We start from the raw sequence: 20,941 nt of genomic DNA, 5'->3' as shown, positions 1-20,941 counted from the left end.
AAAAACCTGTGGGAGCGGGCTTGCCCGCGATGGCGCCAGTCCAGTCAGCCCATACTCACTGCCCCAACGCTCACACCTCCCACGGATTCATCACTTCTACTCCCGAGAACTGAAAGTCCTTCACGTTACGGGTGGCGATTGCCGCACCATGAGCCCGGCAGATTGCGGCTATCTGCGCATCTGCCATCGACACCGCCCACCCCTTTGCTTCGCAATCTGCGACGAGTGCCGCGTACTCGACAGCGGCATGCGCATCGAACGGCAAAATGCGTCCAGCGAAGTCTTCCTCGAACATAGCCATCGCATGAGCTTGAAGATTCTGTTTGCGTTTGCCTGAGGGAAGTCGGGCGATGCCGTGGAGTATCTCAGCCACCGTTATCGCACTGATGGCCAGATCCATGGCGGGCTGCGCATCAACCCAGGCCAGCACTCTGGCTTCAGGTTCGATACGCATGAACTCTGGAAGCACGTTGGTATCGAGCACTATCATTCAGAAAAATCCACCCCGGTGGCTTTCTCTGAGCGCTCCGGCAATTCAAGGTCAACTCCGCCGTTTGCACTGAATCTGCTGCGTATCCGGCTTCCAAGTCCGCCGGCGCGATCAACTGTTGCCAAGGCTCGACCGAGAATCAGGCGGGCCTCTTCTTCCATGGAGTGTCCGTTGTGTGCAGCGGTGATACGCAACTGTTCCTTGAGCTTCTCGTCAAGGTTTCGAATGGTGATGCTGGCCATGACGCCTCCTGCAATCAATGAAATCATTGATTGCAGGCTAGCACATCCGTTCTGGCTCACACCGGGCAATCTTCCGAACGGCCATTCTCATTGCAGCAGATGGTCAGCCATATCCGCGTCTGACCTTCAGTCAGCGCCAAAGCGTAAATCCAATCGCGGGCAAGCCCGCTCCCACAGGAAACGAGTCGAACACAAAATATGTGAACGACCGAAAAACCTGTGGGAGCGGGCTTGCCCGCGATGGCGTCCGACCAGTCAACCCAATGTCAAAGACAACCCGCCTTGTGTAGGAGCTGCCGCAGGCTGCGATCTGTTGATCTTGGTTTTTTACAATCAAAGTCAAAAGATCGCAGCCTGCGGCAGCTCCTACAGGAATTGCGTTCGATCTGCAGTCCGGTACCCCTTAGCGCGTGCCGCGTTGGCGCAACGCCGACGGCATGAAATACGCGTCTTCCGGCACTGGTTGCGAGAAGTCGACGGTGGAGGCTTCTTCGTTGTCGAGGTTCTGCACGTAGTAACGGCGGGCCTGCAGGTCATGGAACACGTCCAGTGCGCTCCAGGTGGTTGGCAGGTCGTAGAAGTTTTTCAGGTAGGCCATCGACACCCGCCACAACTCCCCTCGCCCATCGTATTGATCGACCAGCGCCGCGCCCCAGCTGTCCTCGTCGAGGAACAGCACGCGTTTGGAATAGACATGTCGCGCGCCCGGTTTGAGGTTACCTTCGACCACCCACACACGGTGCAGCTCATAGCGGGTGAATTGCGGGTTGAGGTGGCCCGGGGTCAGCAGTTGCGCGTACTTCACCTCGGGACTGCCGACCTTGTAGTTGTTATAGGGGATGTAGATCTCCTGCTTGCCCTTGAGTTTCCAGTCGTAACGGTCCGGCGCGCCGTTGAACAGGTCAGTGTCGTCGGCGGTGCGCAGGCCATCGGATGAGGCGATCGGCGTGTCATACGCCAGGTTCGGCGCACGGCGCACGCGACGTTGGCCGGCGTCGTAGACCCAGGCCTGACGCGGATCCTTGAGCTGATCGAGCATCTCGTGGACCAACGCCGCACCGCCGGCCAGGCGCGCCGGGCTTTTCACAAAAGCGAGGTAGTAGAACAGGATGTTTTTCAGGTCGGCATACTGCCCGCCCGGACGGTAGAAGTTGAACAACGCTTCCTGCTGAGAGGTGACCAAGGCAAAGCTGCCGTTGCGCTGCACCGGGGCTTCGGACGCACGACGCACCACGTAGATCCCGCGATAACGGGTGATGTGGTTCCACAGCACTTCGACGCCATCCTTAGGCACCGGGAACGGCACACCGCCGTAGGCATCGGCGAATCCGCTGCCGCCCTCCAGCAGCTTGGCTGAGGTCGCATTCTTCAACGTGTTGTCATACAGCCATTGCGGCGCCGAACCGGAACGGCGCGATGGATAGACCGGCATCTGGAACGTGTCGGGATAGCTGTTGAACAACGCAATCTGACCGGGACTGAGGTGGGCCTTGTACTGCTCCAGATTGGCCTTGGTGATGGTGAACAGTGGCTTGTCTGCAGCGTAGGGATCCGGGTGATGCTGGCCCGGTTTGTACCCGGCCGGCGCCTGGGTGATGCCGCCGGTCCAGGCTGGAATGGTGCCGGCAGCGTTGCCGGCACGCTCGGCGCCCATGGGCGTGAGGGTGGTTTTCAGTTGTTCGGCTTGTTGTGGGGTGATGGCGGCGAGCGCGCTGCCGGCGGTCAGCCCCAGAAACAGCGCCAGCGAAATCCGGGTCATGCTTGAAGTGTGAAACATGATCTTCTCCAAAGTACAAAAACCTGTGGGAGCGAGCCTGCTCGCGAAAGCGGTGTATCAGTCGACATCAATGTGAATGTGCCTGCCTCTTCGCGAGCAGGCTCGCTCCTACAGGGGGGATGAGGTGTTGCTGAAATCTCGTGTAGAACTCACAAGAAATACTTGAGGTTGAACCCGACGTTGTCGCGGTCGCGAATCCCGTTGTTCTGTCCGCCGCCCCAGAAGTTGGTGTATTGCACCTCGGCTTCGAGCTTGTTCTGGTAGTTGGCCTTGATCCCCAATGTGTAAGCCTTGCGCCCGTCGATGGTGTTGCCGGCCTGATAACTGTTGCCCTTGAAGTCGTCCTTGTAGACGACGTAAGGCGAGACGTTGACCCCGGCGTACACATCGTTCCAGGTGCCGTTAAACATCACCGTGTAGCTGTAGGAGTTGCGATTGACCTGATCATCTCGATCACCGCCGGACACATAAGAGGTGTTGCCGGTACCGGCGTAATAGCGCCTGCTGCCGTCGTAGGCGGTGTATTGCAGGCTGCTGCCGCGCAGGTGTTCGGAGGCCAGTTCGAAGATGCCGAACATCGAGTCGAACGACAGCGTCGGGCCGAAGTTGTAGATGCTGCCCAGCGAGGTGTTGAACGCTTCCACGCGCTCAGCGTTGTTGATCTCGCTGTCGAGGGTGACCATCTGCCCGCCGACGTTGACCGGCTTGCCGGTCACCGCCACAGCGGCACCGTTGGCCAGGTCGCCGATCAAGTCGTTAGTCGCAGCAATGCCGATCGGCAGGTTCGGTCGATAGGCGATCTCGCCGAACACCGAAGCTTGGCCCAAAGTGGTGTTGAAGCTGAAACCGTACATGCGGATGTCTTCGGCATAACGCCGATGCGCCTGAATGTTGCCCATCACATCGGCCGTCGCCAGACCGTTGGCGAGCGCCCCGGCCTGACTGCCGGCGACGGTGGAGAGCATGTTGGTCAGGGCGTTCATGTCGATGCCCTTGTAGCCACCCAGATCAGCGGCGATGGTCGGTTCCTTGGCGTGGTAGTTGACCAGGTACAGGCCGAACTCGGTGCTGTTGAGCGCCTCGGCGATGTAGCGGAAGGCGACGCCGAACTGGCCGTCGTTGCGTGCGTTGTAGTCCTTGCCGATCGACGCCACTTTCAGCGTATTGCCGTAGGCCGGTGTCACGCCGTTGGCGTACAGGCCGGTGCTTTTCAGCGCCGGGCCGAGCAACGGGTTGTTGCCCAGTGCGCTGTACAGCCCGATGACGTTGCCGAACCCCGGCACCGGGGTATCAAGCGCGGTGCCGCTGAAGTTGTTGTAACCGGTGTTGCCGCCATCGGCGAACAGGTCGGTCTGTGAGTAGAACGTGCCCACCGGGTCGATGCGGGTTTCCTTCCAGTTGGTCTGGTAGAAGCTCTCCAGGGTCAACGAATCGGTCAGGCCGATGTTGAAGCTAACGGCCTCCACCGGCATCAGCACCTCCTTGACCTCGGCGCCGGGCAAGCGGTACTTGGCGGCGTCCACCGGGTTGGTGGTGTTGACGCCGCCGCGATAGAAAATCCCCTCGCCCCAGTTGAACACCTGACGCCCGACCCGCGCGGTCACCGGCATCTGCGCCACGTCCCAGTTGCCGTAGACATAGGCGTCAAGCATCTCGATCCGGCTGCCGGCGATGTCGCGGGTCTGGCTGGTGAAACGGTCGTCCTGCGGATAGCTCTGACTCGGTTGCGCCGGATTGTTGTTGCGGTAGTAATCGTTGCGTTTGTCCATCAACTGGGTGTCGTAGAACGCCGTGCCGCGCAGGAACATCCCGTAGTTCTGGTAGTTGGCCTCCAGCTCTGAAGTGATCTTGTACACCTCGGAAACCAGCCCGGTATCGAAGTTGCGATTGCCGTCGTTGGTGTTGACGTCGTCGTTGTTCTTGTCGCGGCCCTGCACCCGCCACAAACGGCCATAGGACAGGGTCGTGTCGATCGATCCGGTGACTTGATTGTCCAGCACGCTGAACTCGGCAGCCTGCAGCGCATCCACCGCACAGAGTTGCAGCAGCCCCGCCAGGCCGACACCGGGAAGTGCCACGCCGGTGAAGCGCAATCGAGTGTTGATCATGGGTTCCTCCTTGTTCTTATTGTTTTTTGCATGGCCGCGATGGCTACGGTGCCAGCCCCGCACGGACATAAATCCGGCTGTGCGCGCCGAAATGGCCGAGCAGTTTGAACAGCTGCTGATTGAGTGCCGGATGCTCGAACGTCTCGCGCTGCAGTTGATTGCCACTGCTGAAATCACTGGTCACCAGTGCCGTCTCCAGCCACTGGCCGATGGCTTCATCGAACGCCGCCGAGTCCTCGACCGACTCGGCGCTGACCACTTCGCGCAAGTAGTCCACCGAGTACGGCGGATACTGATGGTCCTGAGCGACATCGGCGTAAGCCGCGAGCATCGGATGCGCCTGACCGGCACGTAGCACGCTGCGCAGCCAGGTCGATTGATACTTCTCGACTTCCATATGGCGGGTAGCGACCCGTTCGATCGAGGATTTTTTATCATCGGCAAAACCGGCCAGCGCCTTGCCTTCCAGCAACAACAGACTCGGCAGTTCGACCCCGGGCAACGGCTTGGCGTGATACGGCTGGGTCAGGTCCTGCACGTGGTGCACGCCCCAACCGAGGAACCGGTAACCCCAGTAAGAATGACCAGTGGCGAACGCCAGACGCGCCAGCCCCAGGTACTGATAGGCGCGCCAGTCCGGCCAACTGCGCTGAAGAAATCCGGCAGCGGCATACACCACCGGGCTCTCATGGAAGAAGCCCATGTGGAACGGCGCCTGCGAGCTGTACTGAAAGCGCGCATCGCCGAACGGCTGCGGGCCGAAGCCATACAGCGCGCCGACCTCGCCGGGGTTGTCGCTGAACAGATTGATGTCGTGACCGTAATCCGGCTCGTCGGCGGCGCTTGCCAGCACGGCCAGCGGCGCGACGTTCTCGCCATCCGCCACGCGAATGAAGCGCTGGCGACTCCACGGTGACAGCGTCTGCTCGACCATCACCTGATCGGCGCTGAGATGTTCGCGCTCGGGCAGGTCTTGACCCGGCAACGGCTGAATGACCATCGTCAGATGAATGCGCGGATTGAGCCGCAGCGCGGTGAGAAAATCGTGGCGCAGATGGTCACTCGGTACGGCGGGCAGCTTTAGATTGTCGGGGCGCGGCGGGTACTGGGTGAAGTGTTCACGGGCGAAGCTTTCCTGTTGCTCCAGCAGCGCGACCACGGCTGGATACTGCTCGGCGAGAAAACGCTCCAGCGGCTCGACGGCAACCGGTGGCGCATCACGCAGCGCCGGCAGTTGCTGCAACGCCAGATAGCTGCCCACCGTGTGGTTCGACCAGCCCCACGCCGTCGGGGCCGTGGCACAAAGCAGCAACAGGAGAAAGGTCAGCTTCATTGCTTTTAATTCTTATTGGAGGTGCTGTGGGGGTTGAGCCTAACAACCGCCCCCGGCGCTGACACTGTCCGATCTCACCAGAAAAAGTCTCCGATAGCGCCACACAAGAGGATCCGGTTCCACCGCATAACCTTGTGGGAGCGAGCTTGCTCGCGAAAGCGGTGGGTCAGACAAGACAATAGTGACTGACACTCCGCATTCGCGAGCAAGCTCGCTCCCACAGGGGACGGTGGTGGTTAGCTAAGCGGGGTAACCGGTGATTTTACGGATGCTCTGGTACAGCGGCTTGAGCTGGCGATACATGCGCAGGTACACCTCTTTGTACAACCGTTCGTAAACCTGCTGCGCCTCGGGTTGCGGGGTGAATACCGTCCCGACGCGGGTCATCGCGGCGATCGCCGTGGGGAAATCCGCATACAAGCCCAACCCCACCGCACAACAGATCGCCGCGCCCAGCCCCGACGCTTCATACACATGCGGGCGCTCCGCCGGCAGACCAAAAATATTCGCCGTCAGCTGCATCGCCGCATCACTCTGTGAACCGCCACCGGCCACCCGCAGACGCTTGACCGACACCTTCGAGCGCTTCTCGATGTTCTCCAGTCCCTGGCGCAACGCATACGCCAGCCCTTCCAGAATCGCCCGGTAAATGTGCGCGCGGGTGTGCACGTCGCCGAAGCCGATCATCGCGCCTTTGGCTTCGACGCCCGGCTCACGAATCCCCGGCGACCAGTACGGTTGCAGCATCAGCCCCATCGATCCCGGCGGCACCGCGTTGACCAGCGCATCAAACAGTTGCTCGGGTTCGATGCCCTGTTCTTGCGCCTGCTGCATTTCGCGCAGACCGAACTCGTTCTTGAACCAGCTGACCATCCAGTAACCGCGATAAATCATCACCTCGCAGTTGTACTGATCGGGCACCGCCGAGGGGTACGGCGGAATCAGCGGGACGATTTCCAGATAGCGTGAGCGGGTGCTGGTGATGGTCGCGGTGGTGCCGTAGGACAGGCACACGGTACTCGCATCGACCACGCCGGCACCGACCACTTCGCAGGCCTTGTCAGCGCCCGCGGCAATCAGCGGCAAGCCCTCGGGAATTCCGGTGTGCCGGCTGGCCTCGCCGGTGATGTAGCCAAGGGTTTCGCCGGGTTTGTGCAAGGTCGGCAATTGCTCCGGACGCACCGCCAGCGCCTGCCATTTCCAGTCATTGGGCGCAGCCCATTTCAGACGTTTGAAGTCGAACGGCAGGTAACCGACGCAGCAACCCACCGAGTCGACAAAGCGCCCACACAGGCGATGGGTGAGAAACCCCGAGAGCAGCAAAAACTTGTCGGTCGCCGCCCAGATTTCAGGCTGGTGTCTGGCGATCCAGTTGGCCTCGGCCTGCGCGCGAAAGTAATCCACGGTGGCCTGTGCGCCGACCAGTTTGAACAGCCAGCCCCACGGACCCTTGATCCCGCCCTCGACGTCGCTCTGGCGCTGATCGAGCCACAGAATGGCCGGGCGCAGCGGCTTGCCCTGAGCATCGACGTTGATCACCGTGCCGCGCTGAGTGGTCAGCGACACCCCGGCAATCTGCGAGCGATCAATCCCGGTTTGCGCCCATACCTGCTGACAGGCTTCGCCGAGTTTCGCCCAATAATATTCCGGGTCTTGTTCGGCCCAGCCCGGTTGCGTCGAGTAGTACGCCTGCAACTCGACCTTGCCTTTACCGAGCAGATTGCCCTGCAAATCAAAGAGCAACGCGCGCACGCTCTGGGTGCCGTTGTCGATCGCCAGCAGGTAGCGCTTGTTCGAGTGGTTATCCATGGCGCTCTCTTCAAGGGACCTCAAGGCGTGCCATCCGGCAGACCGTGGTGACGTTGCCACAACGCCAAGTAACGCTGTAGTTCTTGCTGCCAGCGTGCATCGTCCCAGCCCAGTCTTGGCTGGCAGAGTTGGCGGATGGCAGCGAAATGCGCTTCGCCACCACGCGCCAGCAACAAGCCCGGCCGGGTACGACGCAGCAACAGATCATCGAGGTGCAGCACCATTTCCGCTTCGCAGGCAAAGGCCAATTCGGCCCACAAGGTGTCAGTGTTGCCGACCGTTTCGTGGCCCAACCCGGCAATCAATTGCGCCAGTCGTGGCAGATCGCGGCCGTGCCTGCCGGCCAGCCGTCGCCACTGTTGCGGGCTGAGTCCCGGAATGATCAGTGGCGGTACGGTTGCGAAAACCGGCGCGCCGTCATCTTCGAAAGCGCGGCCAAGCATGTCGGCACAGGCCTTGAGCACTTCGATGGCTTGCGGGCGAAACGTCGTCAGTTTGCCACCGGCCAACGTGACACAACCCGGCTCCTGCCACAGCACATGTTCACGGGTTTCATTCGACGGCTCGCCTTGCTGTGCACCCGCCGCGCTGCCCACCACCGGACGCACGCCGGACCAGGTCGACAGCACATCGCTCGCCGTCACTTCGGCGCTTGGAAATTGTTGCGCGCAGGCCGCCAGCAGATAGTCGAGTTCTTCGGTGCTGATGCTCGCGCTCTGATCCAGATCCTCACGATGATCGAGATCCGTAGTGCCAACCACCGTCGCCCCTTCCCAGGGAAAAACGAACACCGGCCGACGGTCACGCGCATGCAAAAAAGTGAAGGCCTGCGCCACCGGCAAACGCCAGCCCGGCAGCAGCAGATGACTGCCGCGCAATGGCCGCAGTTGTCGCGGAGCCTCGGGCAAACGCAGGCGCTCAGCCCACGCGCCGGTCGCCACCGCCAGCACGCCGCAACGCAATTGCAACGACCCGCCCGACTCGCAATCTTCGATCTGCACCCCGCACACCCGGCCGTCTTCGCGCAGCAAATGTTCGACGCGCACCCCGTTGAGTACCACTGCGCCATCGGCTCGCGCTTCACTCAACACGCGCATCACCAGCCGTGCGTCATCGGTCAGCGCATCGACAAAACAGGTGCCACCGAGCAGCCGGGTTTCCTTCACCCCCGGCGCGAGAAAACGCAGTTGCTGCGCGTCATGAAAACGATGGCTGCGCCGTCCCGCCAACGCGTCGTAAACCGACAACAATCCACCGAGCATACGCGGCCCGGGAAAGCCGCCCCGATAGTGCGGCATCATGAAACTCATCGGCTCCACCAGCCCCGGCGCTTCATCGAGCAGACGCTGACGCTCGCGCACCGAATCGCGGGTCAGGCGCCACTGGCCCTTGGCGATATAACGCAATCCGCCGTGAACCATTTTCGACGACCGGCTGGAGGTGCCCCAGGCGAAATCCCGCTGTTCCAGCAGCAGACAACGCCAGCCACGCCGTGCCGCTTCGCGCAGAATTCCAGCACCGCTGATGCCGCCGCCGATGACGATCAGGTCCCAGCTTGCGTCGGCTAATGTCGGCAAGGTTTGCTGGCGCCACGCGGCGTTCCAGTCCGGGTGCATGATCGTCACTCCTGCATCAGCGTGCCGGGGTTGAGGCGCCCGGCCGGATCGAAGTGCTTGCTCAGCGCCTGCAAGGTGTCCATCGCCAGCGCGCCTTTTTCGCGCGGCAGGTACGGCGCGTGATCCTTGCCAACCCCATGCTGGTGGCTGATGGTGCCGTGGTTGTCGACGATGGTCTGGCTGGCCGCGTGCTTGAGTGCCTGCCAGCGCGCCAGCGTTGCCGGATAATCCGCCGCCGGGCGAAACACGTAAGTGGTGTAGATGCTCGAGCCTTCGCCGTAAACGTGGGACAGATGGGTGAACACATGCACCCGCTCGCCCTGCGCTGCCAAGGCATCGCGCAGGCTGTTTTCGATCAGGTTGAGCAGATTGTCGACGTTGCTCCAGTCGGTGGCGGTTTCCAGGGTGTCGACCACGTAGCCGGCGTTCCACAGGTTCTCGCGCAGGTAAGGGAAACGGAAGCGGTTCTGCGCCCACTTTTTGCCAAGCAACGTACCGGTGAAGACGCCGCCGAAGGCTTTCAGATGCTGGCGCGCCTGGCTCAGCGACAGCGCGTTTTGCCGACGATTGCCGGTCACGCCGAAGGTCAGCAGGCACTTGCCTTCACCGGCGCCGCGCAGGTTCAGATACTTTTCCAGCCAGGCGATCTGCTGCGGATGCCCGGCCAGCGCCAGTTGGGTTTCGGTCTCCACCGCGTTCGACAGACGCAGCATCGACAACGGCACTCGCGCCTGGGCCAACTGGCGGATCGCTTGCAGTGCCTTGCTCCAACTGGGCAGGAACACCCCGTAAAAACGCTCATCGGCCGGCAGCGGACTGACCCGCACTTTGACCTCGGAAATGATCCCGAAACGGCCCTCGCAACCGAGCACCACTTCGCGCAGATCAGGCCCCGCCGCCGAGGCTGGGAACGTCGGAATTTCCAAGGGCCCGGCGAAAGTTTCCAGGGTGCCGCCAGCGAACAACTGCTCGATACGCCCGTAGCGCAACGACTGCTGACCACTGGAGCGACTGGCCACCCAACCGCCCAGCGTCGACAACTCCCACGACTGCGGAAAATGCCCCAGCGTGTAACCGCGAGCGCGCAACTGACTTTCCACCTGCGGGCCACTGGCGCCGGGGCCGAACGTCGCCAATTGGCTGGCCTCGTCGAGGTCGATCAGGCGATTCATCCGCGCCAGCGACACGGTCACCACCGGCCGCGTCGAATCCGGCGGGTTGATGTGCCCGGCCACCGAGGTGCCGCCACCGTAGGGAATCAGGCACAGGTCCTGTTGATGCGCGAGCGCCAGCAATTGGCGGATCTGCCCGGCGGTCTCCGGAAACGCCACCGCGTCCGGATAATTGCCCAGCGCACCTTCGCGCAGCGCCAGCCAGTCCGGCAGGCTCTGGCCCCGGGCGTGCAGCAGGCGGTCGTGAGCGTCGACGCTGTACAAGGCGTGCGCCGCCAGCCGCGAGACCGGCACCCGCGCCAATGCAGCCTCCAGCGTGGCATCGGGCAGCGCGCGCCCGGCCCCCAACCGTTCATGGAGAAAACTCGCACCCTGGGCCGGCAGTTCGACCACCGTGGTTGCATCTCCCCAGCCGTTCCAGCGTCGCATGCGTGTGTCCTTCTTATGCAGTCTGATCAGTGATATTGCAGGCCTCCATACTAGTCAGCGGCCAAAAAGTGTCACGGTCGCATCCGGCCAGTTCGAGTAGCCAATTGAGTCAAACGTCGCGCAAGTGCCAGCCATTTACTTTAGTCGGGGTTTCAAATTACCTTTCAGGCATTCATTCGCTCACGCAGGCCTTGATCAAGGGATTCGGATCATGCAATCGCTCGGCTTCACCTCGGTTCCGCCGCTGCTCAAATACGTGCGCCATGCCGAGCAACTGGGCATGGCCATCGAGCCGGCGTTGGCCGCTGCCGGTTTGCAGGCACAGCAACTGAGCGACAACAGCCTGCGCCTGCCGGGCGAAACCCATGAGCGCCTGCTCGATTATTTCTGCGAGCACTCGGGCGATCCGCTGTTCGGTCTCAACGCGGCCAATTTCGTCCTGCCCAACTCCTGGAGCGTCCTCGGTTACATCACCATGAACTGCGCGACCCTGGGCGATGCGATGAGCCGGATCATGCCGTTCGAAAAACTGGTGGGCGACATGGGCGTCAGCCGCGCCGAAGTGCAGGACGGTCACGTGCACCTGACCTGGACGTGCCGCTACGAGCGCCCGCGTATCCGCCGGCATCTGGTGGAAAACGTCCTCGGCTCGTGGCTGCAATACGCGCGCTGGATCGCCGACACACAGATGTCGCCCGCCGCCGTGTGGCTGGAACATCCGTGCCCGCCAGACGCCAGCCTGGCGCAGTACGAAGCGTTTTTCGATTGCCCGGTGCTGTTCGAGCAGGCGTATTCGGCGCTGATCGTGCCACTGCCGTATCTGCAGTTGCCGCTGCGCCAGGCCGATGCGCAATTGCTGCGTACCCTGGAAGAGCACGCGATGGGATTAATGGCGACGCTGGAGGATGCGTCGCTGGAACAGCGGGTCAAAAGCATCCTGCGCCAGTTGCTCAAGGAAGGCTTGCCGCGCAAGGAACAGGTGGCCGAGCAACTCACGGTGTCGGTGCGCACGTTGCAGCGCCAGTTGCATCAGGCGGGGACGTCGTATCAGCAGATTCTGGATGACTTGCGTCAGGAGCTGGCCGAGCATTATTTGCTCAACAGCACGCTGCCGATTCAGGACATTGCGCAGTATCTGGGGTTTACCGAGCCACGATCGTTCCATCGCACGTTCAAGAGCCGGCGCGGGATGCCGCCGGGGGAGTTTCGGCAGATGCATCGGGGGTGATTGTTCTGGCCTCATCGCTGGCAAGCCAGCTCCCACAGGTTTCTTGGTGAAGCACAAATTTTGTGTACGACGCGATCACTGTGGGAGCTGGCTTGCCAGCGATGGCGTCAGTGGCCAGCTGAATGGTTTGGCAGCGCTTTTTTTGTATGGCTCGACTCAGACACTGATCGCGTTGGTGAACACCAACCGATTACCAAACGGATCGGCAATGGTCATGTCCTGACTGCCCCACGGCATCGCCTGAATCTGTGGGTGCGAGAACTTGTAATCCTTGGCCTGCAACTGCTGCTGAAACGCCTCCAGCTCGTCGGTCTCGATGCGCAACGCCGAGCCCGGCGTCGCGTCGCCATGATGCTCGGACAGGTGCAGCACGCATTCGCCACGGGACACCTGCAGATACAAAGGGAAGTTCGCTTCGAAACGGTGCTGCCAGTCGATCGTGAAGCCGAGGAAGTCGACGTAAAACTCCAACGCCTTGGCTTCATCGAAGATCCGCAGGATCGGGGTGGTTTTGCCGAAGCTCATGGGGTGCTCCCTGACTGGTTGGCCCAAGCGTTTAGCGGGGCTGGATGTCAGCAATTCGGCTTGGCTTCGACATTCTTTAATCTCAGAGTGCCACTATGAGACACAGTTCAAAAGATCGCAGCCTTCGGCAGCGCCTACAGGGGCTTGGCAATCAATGAAACCCTTCGCGCAAATCCCCCTGCCGCGCCAGAAACCGCCCTTCCCGGCGACCATTCGCCTGCCCGTCGCGATAGCTCAAAACGCCATTGACCCACACCCCCTCAATCCCCTGCGCCGCCCGTTGCGGATCAGTGAAATCCGCCACATCACGCACCGTCTCAGGATCGAACAACACCAGATCCGCCCAATAGCCCTCACGAATCTCGCCGCGCCCTTTCAAGCCAAACCGCGCCGCCGACAGACCGGTCATCTTGTGCACGGCGGTATGCAGCGGAAACAGCCCGACATCACGACTGAAATGGCCGAGTACTCGTGGGAAAGCGCCCCACAGGCGTGGGTGCGGGAAAGGGTCTTCCGGCAGTCCGTCAGAGCCGACCATCGACAGCGGATGCGCGAGGATTTTTCGTACATCCGCCTCGTCCATGCCGTAGTACACCGCGCCCGCCGGTTGCAGGCGTTTGGCGGCGTCGAGCAGTGGCACGTTCCATTCGGCAGCGATGTCGATCAGGTCGCGTCCGCTGACTTCGGGGTGCGGCGTCGACCAGGTGATGGTGATGCGATGGGCATCGGTGACTTGCTTCAGATCCAGCGTCGAAGAGCTCGCCGCGTAGGGATAGCAATCGCAGCCCACATGCTGGGTTTTCGCCGCTGCCTCCAGCGATGCGAGCAACTGCGGACTGCGCCCCCAGTTGCCGACACCGGCGCATTTGAGGTGGGAAATGATCACCGGGGACTGCGAGTGACGGCCGATGCTGAACGCTTCGTCCATCGCCTCCAGCACCGGCTCGAATTCACTGCGCAGATGGGTGGTGTACACCGCGCCGAACGCGGTCAGTTCTTCGGTCAGTTGCTTCACTTCATCGGTGGAAGCGTTGAAGGCGCTGGCATAGGCAAGGCCTGTGGATAAACCGAGCGCGCCAGACTCAAGGCTTTCACGCAGTTGCTCGCGCATGGCCGCGATTTCTTCAGGCGTGGCGGTGCGCAACAAATCGTCGAGGTGATTGCTGCGCAGCGCGGTATGACCGACCAGTGCGGCGACGTTCAGCGTGGTGTTCGCCGCTTCGACGGCGGCGCGGTAATCGCTGAAACGTGGATAGACGAATGCGGAGGCTGTGCCGAGCAGGTTCATCGGGTCCGGCGGATTGCCTTGCAAACTGACCGGCGAGGCGCTGATCCCACAGTTGCCGACAATCACCGTGGTCACGCCCTGGCTGAGCTTGGGCAGCATCTCGGGCTGGCGGATGACCACGGTGTCGTCGTGGGTGTGCACGTCGATGAAACCCGGGGCGAGCACGCGGCCGGCAGCGTCGATTTCTTCTGTGGCGCGGGCATCGTGCAAATCGCCGATACGTTCGATACGGCCGTTGAGAATCGCCACATCAGCGCGGTAGCCGGGCGTGTTGCTGCCATCGATGACGGTGGCGTTGCTGATCAGCGTGTCGTACTGCATGTCAGTCTCCCAGCGGCAGGTGATCGTCGCCGCCACGGTATTCGTCGAGGGCGAGTTTGATCCGCCGCAGACGCTCTTGATTGTCTTCAGGATTGGCCAGCGCCAGCTCGGTCGCAAGCACATCGATGGCCAGCAACATGCCGTAGCGCGCTGCCGTCGGTTTGTAGATGAACGAAGTTTCCGCGCCTTGCAGCGGCAGAACGATGTCGGCCAGTTCCGCCAGCGGCGAATCGGCGCGGGTGATGGCCAGAATGCGTGCGCCGTAGTTGCGCGCCAGTTCGACGGTTTCCAACAGCTCCGGGGTGATGCCGGTCAGCGAGCAGACGATCAGCACGTGCTCGGCATTGAGGCTGGCGGCGGTGACGCGCATCATCACCGCGTCGTGGCACACCGCAATCGGGTAGCCGAGGCGCACCAGGCGTACCTGCAATTCATCGCTGCACAGGGTCGAGCAACCGCCCATGCCGAACGCATGAATCATCCGCGCCTGGCCGAGCATTTTCACCGCATCGGCGAAGCGCGATTCGTCGAACCCAGCCAGATGCTGGCGCAGCGTGGTTTCGATATCGCCGACAATCTGCCCGTAGAATGCCGACTGTTCAGGCGTACCCGCCGGGTCGAGAAAACGGCTGCCAACGCCGCTGGCCTGGGCCAGTTGCAGGCGCAGATCGCGCAGGTCGCGGCAGCCCACCGTGCGGGCAAAACGTGACAACGTGGCGGTACTGACTTCGGCCCGTAGTGCGAGATCTTCGAGGCTGGCGCTCGCGGCAAAACCGACGTCGTCGAGCATCAGCCGGGCGATGCGGCCTTCGCCGGCGCTGAAGGAATCCTGACGGGCGCGGATCTGATAAAGGATGTCCATGGCGGCGGGCTCCGGTTACAGCAGGTAAGAAAGGCCGACGGTCAAAGCGAAAGCGACCAGCGAGATCAGGGTCTCAAGCACGGTCCAGGTCTTGAACGTCTGCGCGACCGTCATGTTGAAGTATTCCTTGATCAACCAGAAGCCGCCGTCGTTGACGTGGGAAAAAATCACCGAGCCGGCGCCGGTCGCCAGCACCAGCAATTCCGGGTGTGGATAACCCAGACCAATGGCCACCGGCGCAACCACGCCGGATGCGGTGGTCATCGCCACGGTGGCCGAGCCGGTGGCCACCCGCATCAACGCCGCGAACAGCCAGCCCATGATCAGCGGCGACAGGTGAAATTCGTGGGCCAGCCCGACAATCTGATCGGTGACCCCGGCGTCCACCAGAATCCGGTTCAGACCACCGCCGGCGCCGACCAGCAAGGTGATACTGGCGGTCGGCGCCAGGCACTCGTTGGTGAATTTGAGGATTGATTCACGGTTGAAACCCTGAGCGATGCCCAACGTCCAGAAACTCAGCAAGGTCGCCAGCAACAGTGCGATCACCGAATTGCCGATGAACAACAGGAACTGGTTGAAACCGCTGCCCGGCGTGGAGATCAGGTTCGCCCAGCCACCGATCAGCATCAGCACCACCGGCAATAGAATGGTCGCCATGGTGATGCCGAAACCCGGCAGCCTGTCGCGCGGTTCGCGGTCGAGAAATTGTTTTTCCAGCGGGTTATCCGCCGGCAGTTGAATGCGCGGCACGATGAATTTGGCGTACAGCGGCCCAGCGATGATTGCGGTGGGAATACCGATGGCAATCGCATACAGCAAGGTCTGCCCGACCGAGGCCTGATACGCCTGCACCGCGAGCATCGCCGCCGGGTGCGGCGGCACCAGTGCATGCACCACCGACAGGCCGGCAACCATCGGCAGGCCGACCATCAGAATCGATACGCCCACCCGCCGCGCCACGGTGAAGGCGATGGGTACCAGCAACACAAAACCGACCTCGAAGAACAGCGGCAGGCCGACCAGAAACGCGATGCAAACCATCGCCCAGTGCGCGTTCTTCTCGCCGAACTTCTCAATCAGGGTGCGGGCCATCTGCTCCGCGCCGCCGGACTCGGCCATCATCTTGCCGAGCATCGTCCCCAGCGCCACCACCAGCGCAATATGCCCCAGCGTCTTGCCCACCCCGGCCTCATACGCCCCCACCACGCCCGACGGCGGCATGCCCGCCACCAGCGCCAGACCGATGGAAATCAGCGTGATGACGATGAACGGATTGAGCCGGTAACGGGCGATCAGCACGATCAAGGCAATGATGGCGACGGCGGCATACATCAGCAGCCAATAGCCGAAGGAAGGTGTCATGCGGTACTCCTCGAAAGGGTCACGTTCGAATGGGTTGTGAAACTCATAAATCATTTCGAGATCGAGTTTTCAAACGCCATGAAAGTAATTTTCGTGGAGAGCTAAGGCGTGTCGCTGCTGGATATGTCTTGTCGCGATTAATGAAAATCGCGGGGTGGGATTTACATGGCTTTTCGGTGAACGAGAAACCAATGTGGGAGCGAGCTTGCTCGCGAAGGCGGCGTCACATTCAACATCTCTGCCGACTGATCCACCGCTTTCGCGAGCAGGCTCGCTCCCACAGTTGATTGCATTCCTTCAGTCAGAATCCGTTCTATTTGTGGGAGCGAGCCTGCTCGCGAAAGGCTTGATGCGGTGCAACGGGATTCACACCATCTCGTTACGAATCCACTCCACCACCGACGTACGCTTTGGCGCCCAGCCCAGCCGTTCACGAGCGTGTTTGCCGCGTACGCGGCTGTTGGAGCCGAGCCCGTAGTTGGCCATTTCGTAGCCCCATTCGGCTTCGGCGTCTTGCAGTGGCCAGTCTTGTGGCTGGCCCAGATTCAACACCTGCGCCATGGCAGTGGTCATGTCGATGAACGAGGCTTCGCCGCTTTCGACGAAGTAGAAGGTGCCCGGGACGTTTTTGGTCAGCGCCAGCACGTACAGGGCGACGACGTCTTCGATGTGCACGTTGGACCAGATGTTCTGGCCAGTACCAACATGCCGCACCACACCGCTTTTACGTGCTTGTTTGAGCAAACGCGGCAACTGCACGCTGTCGCGATTGACGCCCAGGCTGTGGCCGTAGATCAGGGTGTTGCAGATCACTGCCGAATTCACGCCGTCCTGTGCGGCGGCGAGGATCAGCTTGTCGATCGCCACGCGCGCCGCCTTGTCGACGGTGGGCTCCGGCAGATTGTCTTCGTAGTAGATGACGTCGCTGGATTTGCCGCCCGAGGCATCGCCGACGATGCTCGAACCGCTGGTGTGCAGGAACACTTTGTTCGAACCGCGCAGGGCATCGAGCAACGCTTCGACCGCGCCGCGATGGTCACTGCTGGCGGCATTGATCACCGCATCGGCGGCGCGGGCCTGATCGGCCAATAATGCACTGTCTTCAAGAGTGCCGATCACCGGGGTGATGCCCAGTGCTTTCAGTTCTTTAGCCTGCTCGGCGCTGCGCACCAGGCCGGTGACATTATGGCCAGCCTGGACCAGACCGGTGGCGATGGAACCGCCGATAAAACCGGCGGCGCCGGTGATGAATACGTTCATGGAGAAACTCCCTGCGTGAATAAGTGATGCGACGAGTATCGACCGGTCACCCCGATGGAAAAACCCGCCCTCGCCCAATTCACTGTTGCGCAGGGGTCACGAATCAGCCTTTGAAATCAGCACTGGCGTACGCCGCGAGTTTGCTCTGGATGAAGTCGAGGAAGCACTGGATGCGCAGCGCCAGTTGCGAGTTCCGGTAGTACACCGCGTTGATCGGCTGGCGATAACCGCTGTTGAACTCCGCCAGCAACACCTTGAGGCGCCCGGCGCGAATGTCGTCGATGGTCATGAAGTGCGACAGGCAGGCAATGCCCTGGCCTTCCAGCGCCAGCTGGCGCACCGTTTCGCCGCTGGAAGCACTGATCGCCGGAGTGATCGGCCAACGGTCACCGTGCACGTAACGCAGCGGCCACTGATTGAGGCCTTCGTTGTGGGTGAAACCGAGCAGGGCGTGATCACTCAAGTCCGCCACCTGCTGCGGCGCGCCGTGCTGCTCCAGATACGCTGGACTGGCGACGATCAGCAGCGGACTGCAACCGAGCGAGCGCGCATGCAACGTGGAGTCGGCCAGGGTGCCGATGCGGATGGCGACATCGGTGCTTTGTTCCAACAGGTCAATGATCAGGTCATTGCTGTTGAGTTCAAGCTGGATGTCCGGGTACAACCTGCGGAACTCGTCGATGTAGGGCACGATGGCGTGCAGCATGAACGGCGACGCAGCGTTGATCCGCAGACGCCCGGACGGGGTTTGCTGGCGTGAGGACAGACGCTCTTCGAGCGCATCCATCTGATCGAGAATCAGCTTGGCCTGCTCGAAGAAATACTTGCCCTCCTCGGTCAGGTCCATGCGCCGCGTGGTGCGGTTGATCAGCGTGGTGTCGAGCTTGGCTTCGAGCCGCGACAACGTGCGGCTGACCGCCGACGGCGTCTGCCCGACCTGTTCGGCGGCGGCGGAAATCGAACCGCACTCGATCACGCAGACGAAAATCTGCAACTCATCGGATCTGGCTTTCACGGGTTTCCCTTATTGATCGACTGCACAAATCCATTGTGGAGAGAGAACACCCCTGTGGCGAGGGGATTTATCCCCGATGGACTGCGCAGCAGGCCCCCGCTTTTTGAGATCAAGATCGGGGGCCGCTGCGCGACCCATCGGGGATAAATCCCCTCACCACAGTTAAAACCCTCACCGAATGAATCACCTCACGCCTTGAGAGCAAACACCTGTTTCAGATGCTGCTCATACCGCGCTACATCATTCTCGATGTTCGGCCGCTTCATTACATCGACACAGAGAAACGTCGGCAATCCGGTCATGCCCAAAAACTCGTTGGCCTTGTGGAACGGGAAATACACCGCGTCGACACCTTTGGCTTCGAAGAAATCGCTCGGGTCGTCGAAAGCTTGCTGCGGTGCATTCCAGGTCAGCGACAGCATGTATTGCTTGCCTTGAATCAGGCCGCCGCTGCCGTACTTCTGCGACGCATCGGAACGGGTCCGGCCATCGCTGGCATAAAGGCTGCCATGACCTTCGGTGAAGACTTCGTCGAGGTACTTTTTCACCGTCCACGGCGCGCCCATCCACCAGCCCGGCATCTGATAAATGATCACGTCGGCCCAGAGGAATTTGGCCACTTCTTCAGCGACGTCGTAACCCTCATCGATGAACGTGGTTTTGACATCCAGGCCACCACGATCCAGCACGCTCAGTGCAGTTTCGTGCAGGGTCGCGTTGTAACGACCGTCGGAATGGGCGAATTTCTTGCCGCCATTGAGCAACAACACTTTTTTCATCAGAACGCCTCGCGCAGCCATTGGGCTGGGGAAAGATGGGAAAACGAATGGCGGCAGGTTAACCACCCATCTCGCGCGGAATAAGCCGCGTCGGCGCAAAATACATTTGATCAAAATGCACGAATGGAACGCAGATTGTTGCAATAGCATTGGCAGCCATCTGCATTTGAGGAGTTGATCTGATGAGTGAACGCCACGGTTTCATCCTGCACGCCAAGACCCGCCCGGAGAAAGCCGAGGCTTTCGAAGCGCTGTTTCGCGCCTATGTCGAACCGAGCCGCGCCGAGCCCGGCTGCATCGAGTACCACATGCTGCGCGACCAGGAAGACCCGACGCTGTTCATCTTCTATGAGATCTGGGAAAGCCAGGCGCACCTGGACGTGCACTCGAACCTGCCGCACATGCGCGAGTTTTTCGACAACCGCATGACGTACCTGGAGCGCGATTTCGATATCCGGCGGATCGACATGCTCAGCGCCTCGTCGGCTAGCCGCTGATCAGCAAATGGGCGCCGAGTGCGCCCAGTCCGATGAAGAACACCCGCTTGAACAGCACGGCACTGATGCGCTGCCGCAGCCATTGGCCGAACCCCATGCCCAGCATCGCTGGAATCAGCACCAGCAGCGACGCACTTAATTCGCCACTGCCCAGTGCATCGCGCCAGAACAGGCCGCCAGCCAGCGCCAGGGTCGAAACGGTGAACGACAGGCCCAGCGCCTGCACCAGTTCATCACGCTGCAAACCCAGCGCCTGCAGGTACGGCACCGCCGGTATCACGAACACGCCGGTGGCCGAAGTGATGACTCCGGTGATCAGCCCGCACAGCGGGCCGAGCCACGGCTCATGCCGGGGATTGACCTGCAGGGTCGGCAGCAGCAACCCGCTCAACGCATACAGCAACAACGCCGCGCCCAAGCCGCGCACCACCCAATGCCCGCCCGCCATGCCGATCGACAACGTGCCGACGGCGGTCCCGAGGAAGATCATCAGCAGCAGTGGCCACAGGCGTTTGATCAGCCCTTTCAGATGCCCGCCAAAGGCCAGTTGCCAAACGTTGGTCAGCGTCGCCGGAATGATCAGCAACGCGGCTGCCTGTGATGGGGCCATAGCCAGGCCCAGCAGCCCCATCGCGACAGTGGGCAAGCCGAGACCGATTACCCCTTTGACCAGGCCGGCCATGATGAAGGTGGCGATGACCAGCAAGGATAGGCCCAGGCCGAGGTTTTGATAGAAGTCTGCGAGTGCGTTCATGGCGCTACTGTGCGCCTTGGCGGGTGCGCTGAAAATCTGCCATATACTGAGGCTGCCTCTGCCAATACAAG

The 20,941-nt window shown here is 61.4% G+C and carries 18 protein-coding genes; 2 read left to right on the top strand and 16 right to left on the bottom strand.

Annotated elements, in window-relative coordinates; genetic code table 11:
- Window positions 1-70 precede the first annotated feature (70 nt).
- The 8 genes from HXW87_RS07615 to HXW87_RS07580 all read right to left on the bottom strand — a co-directional run bounded on the left by HXW87_RS07615 (window position 71) and on the right by HXW87_RS07580 (window position 10,976).
- Window positions 71-490, bottom strand: coding sequence for a type II toxin-antitoxin system VapC family toxin (locus HXW87_RS07615; RefSeq protein ID WP_239778696.1), 420 nt, complete (start codon window positions 488-490; stop codon window positions 71-73).
- A complete protein-coding gene (locus HXW87_RS07610; RefSeq protein ID WP_121183615.1) occupies window positions 487-732 on the bottom strand; it encodes a plasmid stabilization protein in 246 nt (81 codons plus the stop codon). Before HXW87_RS07610 ends, HXW87_RS07615 begins: the two co-directional genes overlap by 4 nt.
- A 403-nt stretch (window positions 733-1,135) precedes the next feature.
- Entirely contained in the window at window positions 1,136-2,509 is a 1,374-nt protein-coding gene (locus tag HXW87_RS07605; protein WP_239778695.1) for a DUF1329 domain-containing protein, read from the bottom strand.
- Window positions 2,510-2,658: 149 nt separating this feature from the next.
- Window positions 2,659-4,617, bottom strand: coding sequence for a DUF1302 domain-containing protein (locus tag HXW87_RS07600; RefSeq protein WP_239778694.1), 1,959 nt, complete (start codon window positions 4,615-4,617; stop codon window positions 2,659-2,661).
- Window positions 4,618-4,660: 43 nt separating this feature from the next.
- Entirely contained in the window at window positions 4,661-5,950 is a 1,290-nt protein-coding gene (locus HXW87_RS07595) for a phospholipase (protein ID WP_239778693.1), read from the bottom strand.
- 240 nt (window positions 5,951-6,190) lie between these two features.
- Window positions 6,191-7,759 carry an FGGY-family carbohydrate kinase gene (locus HXW87_RS07590; RefSeq protein ID WP_239778692.1) on the bottom strand — a complete coding sequence of 523 codons (1,569 nt, stop codon included), beginning with the start codon at window positions 7,757-7,759 and terminating at the stop codon, window positions 6,191-6,193.
- A gap of 20 nt (window positions 7,760-7,779) precedes the next feature.
- Window positions 7,780-9,375: a glycerol-3-phosphate dehydrogenase/oxidase gene (locus HXW87_RS07585; protein ID WP_239778691.1), complete on the bottom strand. Its 1,596-nt coding sequence runs from the start codon at window positions 9,373-9,375 to the stop codon at window positions 7,780-7,782.
- 5 nt (window positions 9,376-9,380) lie between these two features.
- Window positions 9,381-10,976 carry an FAD-binding oxidoreductase gene (locus HXW87_RS07580; protein WP_239778690.1) on the bottom strand — a complete coding sequence of 532 codons (1,596 nt, stop codon included), beginning with the start codon at window positions 10,974-10,976 and terminating at the stop codon, window positions 9,381-9,383.
- 211 nt (window positions 10,977-11,187) lie between these two features.
- On the opposite strand from HXW87_RS07580, the gene HXW87_RS07575 reads away from it, so the two are divergent.
- Entirely contained in the window at window positions 11,188-12,204 is a 1,017-nt protein-coding gene (locus HXW87_RS07575) for an AraC family transcriptional regulator (protein WP_239778689.1), read from the top strand.
- A gap of 156 nt (window positions 12,205-12,360) precedes the next feature.
- On the opposite strand, the gene HXW87_RS07570 is transcribed toward HXW87_RS07575, so the two are convergent.
- From HXW87_RS07570 to HXW87_RS07540, 7 genes are all read right to left on the bottom strand, one after another.
- Window positions 12,361-12,729 (bottom strand): glyoxalase superfamily protein, encoded by a 369-nt coding sequence (locus HXW87_RS07570; protein ID WP_047291121.1) that lies wholly within the window; start codon window positions 12,727-12,729, stop codon window positions 12,361-12,363.
- A 151-nt stretch (window positions 12,730-12,880) separates the two neighbouring features.
- Window positions 12,881-14,338: a D-aminoacylase gene (locus HXW87_RS07565; protein ID WP_239778688.1), complete on the bottom strand. Its 1,458-nt coding sequence runs from the start codon at window positions 14,336-14,338 to the stop codon at window positions 12,881-12,883.
- Window position 14,339: 1 nt separating this feature from the next.
- Window positions 14,340-15,200, bottom strand: coding sequence for a MurR/RpiR family transcriptional regulator (locus HXW87_RS07560; protein WP_239778687.1), 861 nt, complete (start codon window positions 15,198-15,200; stop codon window positions 14,340-14,342).
- Window positions 15,201-15,215: 15 nt separating this feature from the next.
- Window positions 15,216-16,565 carry a GntP family permease gene (locus HXW87_RS07555; protein WP_222016676.1) on the bottom strand — a complete coding sequence of 450 codons (1,350 nt, stop codon included), beginning with the start codon at window positions 16,563-16,565 and terminating at the stop codon, window positions 15,216-15,218.
- A gap of 366 nt (window positions 16,566-16,931) precedes the next feature.
- The gene (locus HXW87_RS07550; RefSeq protein WP_239778686.1) at window positions 16,932-17,825 is read right to left on the bottom strand and encodes an NAD-dependent epimerase/dehydratase family protein; all 894 of its coding nucleotides are present in this window, start codon (window positions 17,823-17,825) and stop codon (window positions 16,932-16,934) included.
- 103 nt (window positions 17,826-17,928) lie between these two features.
- Window positions 17,929-18,840: a LysR family transcriptional regulator gene (locus tag HXW87_RS07545; protein WP_239778685.1), complete on the bottom strand. Its 912-nt coding sequence runs from the start codon at window positions 18,838-18,840 to the stop codon at window positions 17,929-17,931.
- Window positions 18,841-19,028: 188 nt separating this feature from the next.
- Window positions 19,029-19,619: an NAD(P)H-dependent oxidoreductase gene (locus HXW87_RS07540; protein ID WP_086793665.1), complete on the bottom strand. Its 591-nt coding sequence runs from the start codon at window positions 19,617-19,619 to the stop codon at window positions 19,029-19,031.
- A gap of 182 nt (window positions 19,620-19,801) precedes the next feature.
- Here HXW87_RS07540 and HXW87_RS07535 point away from each other — a divergent pair, with 182 nt between their 5' ends.
- On the top strand, window positions 19,802-20,116 hold the full coding sequence (locus HXW87_RS07535) for a putative quinol monooxygenase (protein ID WP_047291115.1): 315 nt from the start codon (window positions 19,802-19,804) through the stop codon (window positions 20,114-20,116).
- Here HXW87_RS07535 and HXW87_RS07530 read toward each other — a convergent pair.
- Window positions 20,106-20,870, bottom strand: coding sequence for a sulfite exporter TauE/SafE family protein (locus HXW87_RS07530; RefSeq protein WP_239778684.1), 765 nt, complete (start codon window positions 20,868-20,870; stop codon window positions 20,106-20,108). The two genes, HXW87_RS07535 and HXW87_RS07530, sit on opposite strands and share 11 nt — an antisense overlap.
- Window positions 20,871-20,941 lie beyond the last annotated feature (71 nt).

It is taken from the genome of Pseudomonas sp. Y5-11, assembly GCF_022368695.1.
GTDB classification, from domain to species: domain Bacteria; phylum Pseudomonadota; class Gammaproteobacteria; order Pseudomonadales; family Pseudomonadaceae; genus Aquipseudomonas; species Aquipseudomonas parakoreensis.
Note: the sequence above shows the minus strand (reverse complement) of the source record. Positions and strands in the feature narration are given on the sequence as shown.